Below are 13,626 nucleotides of genomic sequence, written 5' to 3'. Positions count from 1 at the left end.
TTTTTGCATTTGGACGATTGTAAAAAGCGTGTTGAGAAAAGCTCATGTCGCTCAGATTGAGCAGAGCGTAATTAGCGTAGGCCAAATGGCGCACGTTTTGGCAATGTTGCGTTCATGTAATGATAAGGTGAGATTCATTTATAACAGACGGATATATAGTGGGGACGAAGACGTTACTGGAGGTAGGTATCAATATTGAGTAAAAATATGGGCATTTTAGGGCACATTTCTTTTTCATTATAAACTGTAAGGTTATACTGTAATTAGTCCGCTCATATATTAAACACTCGATTTCGGTAGGGTGCCCCCATGAGCCTATTAAGATTTTTCTTTTAAATTTGTTTGTCGTCCACGGTGTCAACTTAGAGCATTCTCCAGAGAGTGCCACGGGTGATACCTAAAATATCGCTAAATTTGGATTTTATGTAGCACATTACTATCGCCTTAACTGAAAAGTGGCTATGAGGCCAAGAGTTAACAATTTCTGATCTTCCCTGTGGAAGGTGTAGAAAGGTGATCAATATGTGCCGCAGTTTCGATAACTTGCGGGCGGCTTGTTGTGTACAAATTAGAAGATATAGGCTCATTATGAACGTCACTATCAATGGACAAAGCTACTTGATTGGCCAGGCTAAGAGTATCTTAGACGTTGCCCGAGACATCAAAGTAGACGTCCCGTCACTGTGCTCGGTTAGTGCACATCCAGAAAAGCAATCGTGTGATCTTTGTGTTGTAGAGATTGCAGGGAAAGGGATTGTTAAAGCGTGTGAAACACTGATTGAAGATGGGATGAACATCACCACACAATCTTCACCTTTGAAAGCAAAAAGGCAAAAAGCGCTGAATCGAATCTTTGCCGATCATAACGCCGATTGTGAAGCCCCTTGTAAAGTCGCGTGTCCAGCGCATGTCGATATCCAAACCTACTTGTACCACATCGCTCAAGACGATCATAAGCAAGCGGTAGAGGTGATCAAAGAAACCCTGCCAATGCCTATCTCTATTGGACGTGTTTGTCCGGCATTTTGTGAAAGTGAGTGCCGCCGGACGTTGGTGGATGAACCGATCGCCATCAGGCAACTAAAGCGACATGCTGCAGATATTGATTTGCAATTGGCTGACAGTTATCAACCGAAGAAGCAACCATATAATGGCCACCGTGTCGCAATCGTCGGTGCTGGGCCTGGCGGTCTAGCCTGTGGTTACTATTTAAGCTACCAAGGCTTTGCCGTTGATATTTACGAGTCGATGCCCATGGCTGGTGGTTGGCTGCGATATGGTATCCCTGAGTTTCGACTACCAAAAGCGATCCTTGATAAAGAGATTGAAATCATGAGTCGCGGCGGTATGAATATCCTAACTGATATGAAATTAGGTCAGGATGTCACTCTAGACGAGCTTAGCGATGGCTATGACGCAGTATGTTTAGCGGTTGGTGCATCGCAAGCCGTGAACATGCCTTATCCAGGGTCCGATCTGAAAGGGTGCGCGCTCGGTGTTGATTACCTTAAGGACCACGCGACTAAGCAGGCATTTAAGCTTGGCAAAAAAGTCGCCATTATTGGCGGCGGAAACACAGCAATAGATTGCGCTAGAACCGCGATCCGTGAAGGCGCAGACACCACAATTATCTACCGTCGAACACGTAATGAGATGCCGGCAGAGTTGCATGAAATCGTTGCGGCTGAAGACGAAGGTGTTAAGTTTCAATTTCTGACCAACCCTGTGCAAAATCAAGCTGATACTAATGGTCGAGTGAGCGCCATTGAATTGGAGATTATGCGTCTTGGCGAACCGGATTCTTCCGGTCGTCGTCGTCCTGAATCCACTGGCGAGTGTGTCATTGAGCATTTTGATACCGTGATTTCCGCCATTTCTCAAAAGCCAGATACGAGTTTTTTGAAAGACTCAAGACATCCTTTACCACTAACAGATTGGGGTACGGCGTCAACAGATGCATCGTCAATGCATCATGGTTTTAATATTTACAGTATTGGTGATTTTCGACGAGGCCCGTCGACAGCAATCGAAGCGATTGCTGACGGTAAGAAAGCGGCTAATGCCATAGAAAGACTTATCTTAGAAGGGCACTATAAGGCGGAGTCTCCGCCCTTTAATAGTCGCAAGGCCGCCAGCCTCTCTGAAGTAGGGCAAGGTGAATTCTTACATGAGAAAGCTCGGTCACGTGCAAGGCCGGCTCACTTGGAAATAGAGCAGTGTCAAAATAGCTTTGCAGAAGTCGAGCTGTCTATGGACAACGATAATGCCATTGAAGAGGCGGCTCGCTGTTTAGAGTGTGGTTGTCAGGCGAGTACCAATTGTGATCTGCGTGATTACGCCACGGAATATGATGTCGACTATCATGACATCGAGACGGAAGACAGACAGATGTTTGCGGTTGATAAGACCAGCGAATTTATCGTTTTTGACGCAAATAGATGTATTAGTTGTGGTTCGTGTGTTTACACTTGTCGAAATGAGTCAGTGCATGGTGTACTCGACTTTGCTCCATTATCTTCTCGTCCTATTTTTCCGGAAAATGCACCAATGGGGGATTCCAATTGTGTGCAATGTGGTGCTTGTGTTCAGGTGTGTCCAACTGGAGCGCTTGTCGACAAGCGAGACAAATCACATGGCCGTGTTGAGATGCTCACCCCCATTAAAACAATTTGTACTTATTGCGGTGTTGGCTGCCGGGTTGAAATGTATGTTGATAAAATTAGCAATCAAGTCCGTTATGTTAAGGGCGACGACAGCTCTCCTGTGAACCAGGGAATGTTGTGTGTGAAAGGTCGATTTGGCTTTGACTTTATTCAAAGTAAAGAGCGCTTAACTACGCCTCTTATTAAAGAAGATGGTCAATTTAAACCCGTCTCATGGCCGCAAGCCATCGAATTTATTGCCAAGAAACTCACTTACATACGAGATAGCTTTGGCAGCAAAACGTTGGCGGGCTTTTCATCAGCAAAAACGACCAATGAAGACAACTATGCGTTTCAAAAGTTGCTCCGCCGAGAGTTAGGCACCAATAACATCGACCACTGTGCACGTTTATGTCACTCGACGACAGTGACTGGCCTTGAAGCTTCGATTGGCAGTGGCGCAATGACGAACGATATTCCGAGTATCAAACACTCAGATGTCATTTTTATCATTGGCTCGGATACCAGCGCTGCCCACCCTATTATCGCTTCGCATATTAAACAAGCGGTTGTCAAAGGTGCTCGACTGATTGTTGCGGATCCTAAACGAATTGACATGGCTGAGCATGCTGAACTGTATGTTCGCCATCGCCCAGGTACAGATGTCATGTTACTTAATGCCATCATGCATCAAGTGGTTAAAAACAGCTGGCAAGATGACGATTATCTAGCTCAACGAGTGGATGGTTTGGATGATTTTGTTAAAGAAGTCTCTGACGAGAAATACGCGTCCGATAAAGCTGCGTTAGTGACTGGAGTGGCGGCAAACGATATCGAAGAATTAGCCAGATTAATTGGCACAGCGGCGGTGACAGCAGTGTATTACTCGATGGGGATCACCCAACACACCACAGGACACGACAACGTTCGTTCTATCGCTAACTTGCAAATGTTGTGTGGAAACATTGGGGTAGAGGGCGGTGGAATCAACCCACTTCGTGGTCAATCTAATGTTCAGGGGGCCTGCGATATGGGGGCTTTGCCATCTGACTACCCAGGATATCAAAAGGTCACCAATCCCGATGTCCAAGCAAAATTTGCCAGCGCATGGGATTGTCCGGATTTACCCAAAGAGCGTGGCATGACGTTAACTGAAATTATCGACGCGGCGTGTGTCGGGGATATCAAAGGGCTTTATGTCATGGGGGAGAACCCGGTATTGAGCGACCCAAACCAGGCTCATGTCATTGAGGGCCTAGAAGCTCTGGATATGCTCATTGTTCAGGATATTTTCATGACAGAAACAGCTCAGTTGGCTGATGTAGTTCTTCCGTCTTATTCATTTGCAGAAAAAACAGGTCACTTCACCAACACAGAACGACGAGTACAGCGCTTGAACGCTGCAGTTAAAGCACCAGGTAACGCCAAAGATGATTGGCAGATTATTACGGATATTGCCAATGCCATCGGTGGGGGGTGGTCTTATCAACACTGTCGTGAAATTACCGAAGAGATAGCCAATGTAACTCCACAATACGAAGGGATCCGGTGGGATACGGTGGGCAGCAATGGGCTCCAATGGCCGTGTAATAAGCGCAAACCAATTGGGACCAGAGTCATGCACCAAGGCGCTTTTGTCAGTGGTAAGGGGCATATGGCTGCTGTTCCATTTGAATATGCGGCTGAATTGCCCGATGGTGAGTTTCCATTGGTCCTCACCACAGGACGTTTGCTGGAGCAATTTCATACCGGCACCATGACGCGAAAAACCAAAGGATTGGATAACTTAGCGGGGCCAAGGGTGATGATCAGCGTCGAAGATGCTGAGCGATTAGGTATTGAGAACAGTGAAAACGTTAAACTGGTGTCGAGAAGGGGAGAAATTGAAGCTCCTGCCTTTGTGACTAAACGAATGCAAAAAGGGGTGGTTTTTGTCCCCTTCCATTTTGCGGAATCACCAGCCAATAGGTTAACCAATACGGCGACTGACCCATACGCCAAGATCCCTGAATTTAAGGTGTCGGCTGTGCGGCTTGAAAAAATACGTCATTTAGAATTGTCGTGATCCTAGGGAGAGCTTAAGCTCTCCTTTTTTATTGCGACGCTTTGGTCGTGAAAAGCCGCTATAAATAAGTAAAAAATATCATTTTCGTAAGTAATTAAAATCAAGCTGTTGAATTGTTCGCTTTTCATTACCTTGGATATTTACCACGGTCGGTAGAAAAAATAGCAATAGCATTATCGTTTAATTTTAAAGAAGTTTTGCGGTGTTGAGTGGCAAGGAAAGTGGATGAGAAGGAAACTTCAATTATCTAGGTAATAATATTTAAAGGAGAAAAATCGGCTCAATTTCATGTTTTCTCCTTTGAATTGTTGCAAAAAACGGCAGTTGATACTACATTGTAATTGAAGTGTAATAAAAATGGAGTAAAGCTTATGCATCAAGAAATGATCCAACATTCGAATCTCGGCGTAATCAGCCGTACTTGCTTATTTTGTCTTGGCACCGTAGTCACAGTTCTCGCGTTTATCTAAACACGTGCTTTTAGGGGACAGCCCAATAACACTTGAAAGTGCTTCTCGGGCGTTCCTCTAGCGAATAACCCTAGTTTTACTGTCTTTTTCATTCTCATCATTTCACTATACTTAAAGCATTCTCTATCGTTGTATGGATACACGAATGTCGTTTTGGGACTCTATTAATACATCAACTCGCTATGCTTCGCTTCCACAAGCATTCTTTACTCGTGTTACTCCTCAGCCTTTATCGTGCTGCCGCTGGGTCGCCTGGAATGGTCCATTGGCGACGCAATTTGGTTTACCGCCGTTAAGTGATGATCCCTCTCTTCTCGATGTGTTTGCCGGTTATTCAAACTTCAAAGGGTTTGATCCGTTGGCAATGAAATATGCAGGCCATCAGTTTGGAGTGTATAACCCAGAGTTAGGGGATGGTCGAGGTTTGTTGCTGTGCGAAATCGCTGATCTGCAAGGGACTTTTCATGAGTTGCACCTCAAAGGTGCCGGATTAACCCCGTACTCGCGCTCTGGAGACGGCCGAGCAGTGTTACGCTCAACGATAAGAGAGTATTTAGCTAGTGAAGCGATGCACGGGCTTGGTATCGCCACGACTCGCGCCTTAGGCATGCTAGTGAGTGACACCGCCGTGTATCGAGAAGAGATTGAACAAGGCGCAATGTTAGTGCGTACGACGCAGTCACACATTCGATTTGGTCACTTCGAACATTTTTTCTATAGTCAGCAACACGAATTACTGAAAGTGCTCGCTGACCATGTTATTGCCCACCACTATCCTGACAGCCTTGAGCAGCACAACCCTTATGCCTCGATGTTTGAACATATCGTAATCCGCACTGCCAATATGATTGCAGATTGGCAATCTGTCGGCTTTGCCCATGGTGTAATGAATACCGATAACATGTCGATATTGGGAGAGACCTTTGATTATGGTCCCTATGGCTTCTTAGATGACTACGAACCCGGTTACATTTGCAACCATTCGGATTACCAAGGGCGTTACTCATTTGAGCGCCAGCCAAGCATTGCGTTGTGGAATTTGACGGCACTGGCACATGCGTTAACACCGTTAGTAGACAGAGAAGAACTGGATCGAATCTTGGAGTTGTTTCAGCCCCGATTACAGCAGGAATATAGCAGGAATATGCGCGCCAAATTAGGCTTACATCAAAAGCATCAAGACGATGGTGATTTTTTTTCTGCGACGTTTGATTTCTTACAGTCTACTCAAGTTGACTATACGCGGTTTTTTCGAGCACTTTCTTCACTGGATCGAGAAGGAAAAGGTGAGCTGTTGGACCTTTTCGTCGATCGCAATCAAGCTCAAGTATGGCTGGAGAGCTATCTCAAACGGTGTGAGTTGGAGATCGATTCAATATCTGAGCGATGCACTAGAATGCGTGCCGTCAACCCGAAGTATATCTTACGTAACTATTTGGCTCAGCAAGCTATTGAAAAAGCACAAAAAGGGGATTTTAGTGAGGTTGACAACTTGCTATTGGTATTACAAAGCCCTTATGAGGAGCACCCCAGTTTGCAGCGTTACGCTAACCTTCCGCCCCAATGGGGAAAGAAGATGGTGATTAGTTGTTCTTCATGATGGCGCGAGCAATTTTTGTTCAATGAAGGTTCGAGAAAGTTGGTATTTATGGCTAAGAGTGTGATGAACAGGCAGTTTTACCAACAAGTTTCGCGCTTGAGGTCAAAGTTTGCAAATGACATCATGAAATTTAATGTGGCAATTACGTTAAACTAGTGTGAAATAAATCAGTACAGGTCACATATGCACGTAAAGACCCATATTCTTGTCGTTGACGATGATGCAGAAATCCGCTTATTGCTTGATGAATACCTCACCAAGTCGGGCTTTGCTGTTTCTACGGCGGAGGATGGCGACGCGATGGACGCCTTTATTCAATCCCATGGTTACCCCGATCTTGTTTTGCTTGATGTGATGCTTCCAGGAGAAGATGGCTTTGCATTGTGCCAAAAAATACGTCGGGATTCACAGGTGCCTATTATCATGCTCACCGCTGTCTCTGACGAAATGGATCAAATCATAGGTCTTGAAATTGGTGCTGATGACTATATCGCGAAGCCATTTAGTCCTCGTCAATTGATGGCAAGGATCAAAGCTCTGATGCGCCGTGTTCATGTGGTCGAAGAGATGCATGAGGAACAACCACCAAGAACCATTCAATTTGGTGAATGGATGTTGGATACGCTTTCCCATCGAATTAGCCACCTCGAAAACCAAGATACACATGACTTGTCTGGTACTGACTTTGCACTGCTGATGCTGTTTTTGACTCGTCCGAATGAAGTGCTAGATAGAGATACTATTTCGTTTGCAACGCGGGGGCGAGAAGCCTTACCACTTGAACGAGGCATAGACGTGCAATTGAGTCGACTTCGTCACCGATTGGGCTGCAGCGAGCAGTTTCCGCACTATATTAAGACTATGCGCGGTAATGGGTACATTCTTTCCGTTCCAGTGAGTTATGGTCATTAAATCATGAGCAGATTGCGTTGGTATCGTCAATTTAAGCCCAATTCATTGGTTGCCAGAACGCTCTTGCTTACTTTACTTGCCGTGATTCTTTCACAGGGATTATTGACCGCGATTTGGGTTCAGAAGACCAAGCAAGACGAGCTTTCTGGAATTCGCGATACTTCCGCGAGTATGGCGAACATGTTTGCCTCGACCGTTAATTTCTTTGAATCTCTGCCGGCAACCTATCGACATATTGTTCTCGATCAGATCCGTAATATGGGCGGTACTCGATTTTTCGTTTCCTTCAACCAAGAAGAGCTTATTGTAGAGCCAATCCAAGATACTCCTTTAAAGCTTGCCTCGCTCGGGGCAATACAAAAGGTGCTTAGTGAGAAATTACCAAAGGTATTAACGGTCAAGGTCGAGTTTTCCAGGCCTGAAAATTTACGACTGCTAAAAAACGACATATACCTGCATGATCTGCCAAAATCCTGGGCTCATCACACGCTTACACTGCAACCCATCGATCCGCCAATACTGGTGGTTCAGCTTGAGCTTAATAAAGATGAATGGTTGTATATTGCGGCACTGTTGCCTTCTCCTTACATCCATCTAGAAGACAACTTATTGAGTAAAGATCAGGTGGCGTTTTTGCTTCTTTCAACAACCCTGCTGCTATTGCTGACCTTTATTTTGATTCGAGCACAAGTGAAGCCACTGAGGCGTTTGGCCAAAGCAGCCAACGAAATGAGCATGGACATCGATCAGCCAGCCCTAGTTGAACAGGGGGCCAGTGAGTTGATCACGGCCACTCGGGCATTTAATCGTATGCAGCGACGCATTCGAAAATACGTTGCCGATCGAGAGCACTTGTTTTCCTCGATTTCTCACGATTTAAAAACCCCCATTACTCGCCTTAGGCTGCGCGCTGAGTTACTCGATGACGATGCACGCCGTGATAAGTTTAATCAAGACTTGGATGAGCTTGAAATCATGGTTAAAGGTGCACTGCAGTGTGTCCGAGATACCGATCTGCATGAAAATAACGCTTACATCGATCTCAATGAAATGATTCGAAATGTGGTGGAAAGCCATAACCAGGTACACACAGTGGTTGATTTCAGGGCTGCCCGCCTTGAGCCGATTGTTGCCAAGCCCCTTGCCATGAAAAGAGTACTAACCAACCTTACCGACAATGCCGTTAAATACGGTCAGCGTGCATTCATTAGCATCGATGAAACTCCAAGTTGGATCATTATTTCAATTCTTGATCGGGGTCCGGGGATCCCTGAGGACAAATTGGAAGAAGTCTTTGAGCCATATTTTCGCCTGTCTCAGGATAAGGAAGGGCATGGATTAGGGCTCGGAATTTGTCGAAGTATTCTACATGGACTTGGTGGAGATCTCATTATTCGCAATTCAGAATTAGGCGGGCTTGAAGCCAAAGTCTTTATTCCGCCTAGCCTAGAGGCCTAACCAATAGCAATGTAACAGCTATGTTACATTGTTGTTACTCTTTGTTTCACCACTTATCTTTTTCTCAACATAGACTGTACAGGAACAGGCAAAAGTGCCTTTCCTTCAAATCCAATACATGGAAGATAACAATGAAAATGAAGAAAACCCTACTTACATTATCCCTTTTAGCTGCTGGCACGATGGCAAACCTCGCGAACGCTGGTCAAGTTGAAGTACTTCACTGGTGGACTTCGGGTGGTGAGGCGAAATCTGTAGCTGCACTAAAAGACATGCTCGAAAAGAAAGGTCACTCGTGGAAAGATTTCGCGGTAGCTGGTGGCGGCGGTGAAAGTGCGATGACCGTTTTGAAAACTCGAGCGGTTTCTGGCAACCCACCTTCAGCGGCACAAATTAAAGGTCATGATATTCAAGAATGGGGTGGCCTTGGCTTCTTAACAACGTTAGACGATGTTGCGAAGCAGGGTGATTGGGATAAAAATGTTCCAAGCATTGTTACCGACGTAATGAAATTTAACGGTGAATACGTTGCCGTTCCGGTGAACGTACACCGAGTGAACTGGCTGTGGGCTAACCCAGAAGTTTTGAAAAAAGCGGGTGTATCTGTTCCAACCACTCTTGATGAGTTTTTTGCCGCGGCGGAAAAAATTAAAGCAGCAGGTTTTATTCCTCTAGCGCACGGTGGTCAACCTTGGCAAGACGCTACCGTCTTTGAAGCGGTGGCTCTAGATGTTCTTGGTTCTCAAGACTACGTGAAAGCGTTCGTTGATTTAGATATGGACGTATTGTCTGGTGACAAAATGGTAGAAGTGTTTGCCAAGTTCCAAAAAGTACATGATTACATTGATGCCAACTCTCCAGGTCGTGATTGGAACGTGGCTACCTCGATGGTCATCAATGGCGAAGCTGCGATGCAAATCATGGGTGACTGGGCTAAAGGTGAGTTTACCGCTGCAGGTAAGAAGCCGGGGACAGACTATATTTGTGCGCCAGCACCGGGTACCGATGGTCAGTTTACTCACAACGTAGACAGTTTTGCGTTCTTTGAAATTAAGGACAAGGGCAATGTAGAGGCGCAAAAAGCGCTTGCAGCGACCATTCTAGAAAAAGACTTCCAAGAAGTATTCAACCTAAATAAAGGCTCCATTCCAGTCCGTACCGATATGGATATGTCTAAGTTCGACTCGTGTGCTCTTGACTCAATGGCAACCTTTAAAGCCAGTGCGAAAACAGGCGACTTAGTGCCTAGTATGGCGCATGGTATGTCGACAACAAGCTATGCACAAGGCGCTATCTATGACGTCGTGACTAACTTCTTTAACGATCCAAAAGCCGATCCAAAAGAAGCAGCACAGAAGTTAGCGAAAGCTGTTAAAGCGGCAATCTAACCCCCCTAGTAGACTGCGCTTTCAGATAATGTGGTACTGAGAGCGTTGGCTATTTATCTACTTATTTTGATTGTTCGCGACAAGGAAACGTTATGGAGCATGTTTTGACTGTGCGAGATCCCCAAAAAACGTCCGCACCAAAGAGCTTTGCGGATCGATTGCAACATTGGCTACCCAAGATCGTACTCGCCCCAACCATGGTGGTGACAGTGGTGTGTATCTATGGGTTTATTTTTTGGACAGCCGCTCTATCTATGACCAACTCTCGATTTTTACCTAGTTTTAAGTTTGTCGGTTGGGAGCAATACAGCAAGTTAATGGACAATGACCGTTGGATCACCTCCATCACCAACTTAGGTATCTTTGGCTTTTTGTTTATGCTGATCGCCATTTTACTTGGTGTAGGCCTAGCGATCTTTCTTGACCAAAATATTCGTCAAGAGGGCGCGATTAGAACCATCTACCTTTATCCAATGGCGCTGTCTTTTATTGTCACAGGTACAGCGTGGAAGTGGATTTTGAACCCAGGATTGGGTATCGAAAAATTAATGCACGACTGGGGTTTTATAAACTTCAAGTTTGATTGGCTCGTTAACTCGGAGATGTCGGTATACACCTTGGTCATTGCCGCTGTCTGGCAATCCTCAGGGTTTGTGATGGCAATGTTTCTCGCTGGTCTACGGGGTATTGATTCCTCAATTATAAAGGCAGCACAAATTGATGGTGCCAACCTACCATCTATCTACCTAAAAATTGTGTTGCCATGTTTAAGACCGGTGTTTTTCAGCGCCGTGATTATTACCTCACACATAGCGATTAAGAGTTTTGACTTGGTTACAGCAATGACGTCTGGGGGGCCCGGTTATTCCTCTGATCTGCCAGCACTCTTTATGTACGCTCACTCTTTCACTCGAGGTCAGATTGGCTTAGGTGCAGCCAGTGCAATGATGATGCTCGCAGGGATACTGGCAATATTAGTCCCTTACCTATATTCAGAACTTAGGGAGAAGAAGTCGTGAATAATTCAATTAATCTCTCACGTCTGTTTGTGTACGGTGCATTGGCGTTTTTCTGCCTTGTGTATTTAATGCCGCTTGTCGTAATGGTGTTGACCTCTTTTAAAACGTTACCTGATATCAAATCCGGAAACTTGATTTCATTACCAACCGAGTGGGTGTTCGATGCGTGGTTTAAAGCGTGGGACAGTGCGTGTACCGGTGTGAAATGTGACGGTGTAAAAGGCTACTTTTGGAATTCATTTCAAATGGTGATACCGGCTGTTGCCATTTCGACTTTGTTGGGTGCTTTTAATGGCTATGTCATTACAAAATGGAAGTTTAAAGGCTCTGATCTGTTCTTTAGCTTGTTGTTGTTTGGGTGCTTTATCCCTTTCCAGGTAGTGTTGCTGCCAATGGCTGCAGTGTTGGGTAAACTGGGATTAGCCAATACGACTGCGGGACTGGTTGCGGTTCACGTCATTTATGGTATGGCATTTACCACTCTTTTTTTCCGAAATTTCTATATTGGCATCCCGGATGAACTGGTGAAAGCAGCTAAGCTCGACGGTGCAGGTTTCTTTACTATTTTCTTTAAGATCCTATTGCCTCTATCGACGCCAATCATCATGGTGACCGTGATATGGCAGTTCACTTCGATATGGAATGACTTCCTATTTGGTGTTGTGTATTCAGGTTCAGAGACGCAGCCTATTACGGTGGCACTGAATAACTTAGTGAATACCAGCACAGGGGTAAAAGAATATAACGTTGATATGGCCGCTGCGATCATCGCTGCGTTGCCAACACTGGTGGTCTATGTACTGGCAGGGAAGTATTTTGTCCGCGGTCTCACAGCGGGTTCAGTTAAAGGATAATCACAATGGCAACTTTAGACCTAAAACAAATTCGCAAGACCTACAGAAACGCGGAAACAGAAACACTCAAAGGGATCGATATCAGTATTGAATCTGGGGAGTTTTTAATACTGGTCGGCCCTTCTGGGTGTGGTAAATCGACCTTAATGAATACTATTGCTGGGCTGGAAAATATCAATTCGGGCGAGATTGTGATCGATGGACGAGATGTGGCACAAGTCGAGCCAAAAGATCGTGATATCGCAATGGTATTTCAGTCTTATGCGTTGTATCCCAATATGACGGTTAGAGGCAATATCGCTTTTGGCCTTAAAATCCGAAAAATGCCTCAAGATGAAATTGATGCTGAGGTCAATCGAGTGGCTGAAATGCTGCAAATTGATGAGTTATTGGATAGAAAGCCGTCGCAACTTTCGGGTGGTCAACGTCAACGTGTTGCTATGGGGCGAGCGTTGGCTAGACGTCCAAAGCTCTATTTGTTTGATGAGCCATTATCAAACCTTGACGCGAAGCTTCGTGTTGAAATGCGTCATCAGATCAAGCGATTACATCAGCAATTGAATACCACCATTGTTTATGTGACTCACGATCAAATTGAGGCCATGACGTTGGCAGATCGTATTGCGGTTATGAAAGATGGTGAGCTGCAACAGCTCGGTACTCCGAAAGAGATCTATAACAGTCCTAACAATATGTTTGTTGCTGGCTTTATGGGTTCACCATCAATGAATTTCATTAAAACCATGGTCGATCTTGATGCCAACGATAATCCTGTGATTAATGTTACCAGTGGCGAAGGTGAGCAATATTCGATAGCTTTACCTCATTCCATGCGTGAGCAGGATGGTAAACAGGTGGTGATTGGATTAAGGCCTGAACACATCAGCGAAAAGCTTGATGATGATAGTCAGATTTCAACTAAGTTAGATTTGAAATTGGAAGTGCTGGAGCCAACAGGTCCAGACACTATCGCAATGGTTAAAGTTAACGACCAAGAGGTTGCCTGTCGTCTCTCTCCTGAGTTTGACGCACACGTTGGGCAGGTAGCCCCTTTGCATTTCGACTTATCCAAAGCGGTGTTTTTTGATGCAGAAACCGAGAATCGTATCGAGTTTGCCTAACCTTCCGAGATAGCGTTATGTACTAAGCCAGATGAATAATCTGGCTTTTCTTGTTTTTGCAACTCGCTCTAGGCCTCGTTTTACAACGCCTCGCCTA

The 13,626-nt window shown here is 45.2% G+C and carries 8 protein-coding genes; all 8 read left to right on the top strand.

The features are described 5' to 3' along the window. Positions 1 to 585: 585 nt before the first annotated feature. The 8 genes from fdhF to LNL84_RS02110 all read left to right on the top strand — a co-directional run bounded on the left by fdhF (position 586) and on the right by LNL84_RS02110 (position 13,529). Positions 586 to 4,707, top strand: a complete 4,122-nt coding sequence (fdhF, locus tag LNL84_RS02145; protein WP_244354848.1) for a formate dehydrogenase subunit alpha — start codon at positions 586 to 588, stop codon at positions 4,705 to 4,707. A 615-nt stretch (positions 4,708 to 5,322) separates the two neighbouring features. Then, positions 5,323 to 6,777 (top strand): protein adenylyltransferase SelO, encoded by a 1,455-nt coding sequence (locus LNL84_RS02140; protein ID WP_244354822.1) that lies wholly within the window; start codon positions 5,323 to 5,325, stop codon positions 6,775 to 6,777. Between the two features lie 183 nt (positions 6,778 to 6,960). Continuing rightward, a complete protein-coding gene (locus LNL84_RS02135; protein ID WP_244354820.1) occupies positions 6,961 to 7,689 on the top strand; it encodes a response regulator in 729 nt (242 codons plus the stop codon). A gap of 3 nt (positions 7,690 to 7,692) precedes the next feature. After that, entirely contained in the window at positions 7,693 to 9,147 is a 1,455-nt protein-coding gene (locus LNL84_RS02130; RefSeq protein ID WP_425244275.1) for an ATP-binding protein, read from the top strand. Between the two features lie 131 nt (positions 9,148 to 9,278). Then, positions 9,279 to 10,535, top strand: a complete 1,257-nt coding sequence (locus tag LNL84_RS02125) for an ABC transporter substrate-binding protein (protein WP_244354818.1) — start codon at positions 9,279 to 9,281, stop codon at positions 10,533 to 10,535. Positions 10,536 to 10,627: 92 nt separating this feature from the next. Further along, the gene (locus LNL84_RS02120; protein WP_244354816.1) at positions 10,628 to 11,554 is read left to right on the top strand and encodes a carbohydrate ABC transporter permease; all 927 of its coding nucleotides are present in this window, start codon (positions 10,628 to 10,630) and stop codon (positions 11,552 to 11,554) included. Then, positions 11,551 to 12,408: a carbohydrate ABC transporter permease gene (locus tag LNL84_RS02115; protein ID WP_244354814.1), complete on the top strand. Its 858-nt coding sequence runs from the start codon at positions 11,551 to 11,553 to the stop codon at positions 12,406 to 12,408. Before LNL84_RS02120 ends, LNL84_RS02115 begins: the two co-directional genes overlap by 4 nt. A 5-nt stretch (positions 12,409 to 12,413) precedes the next feature. Next, positions 12,414 to 13,529, top strand: a complete 1,116-nt coding sequence (locus LNL84_RS02110) for an ABC transporter ATP-binding protein (RefSeq protein WP_244354812.1) — start codon at positions 12,414 to 12,416, stop codon at positions 13,527 to 13,529. Positions 13,530 to 13,626 lie beyond the last annotated feature (97 nt).

Source organism: Vibrio gelatinilyticus, from assembly GCF_022836845.1.
Classification (GTDB): Bacteria; Pseudomonadota; Gammaproteobacteria; order Enterobacterales; family Vibrionaceae; genus Vibrio; species Vibrio gelatinilyticus.
This window is presented reverse-complemented; position numbering and strand designations above follow the sequence as displayed.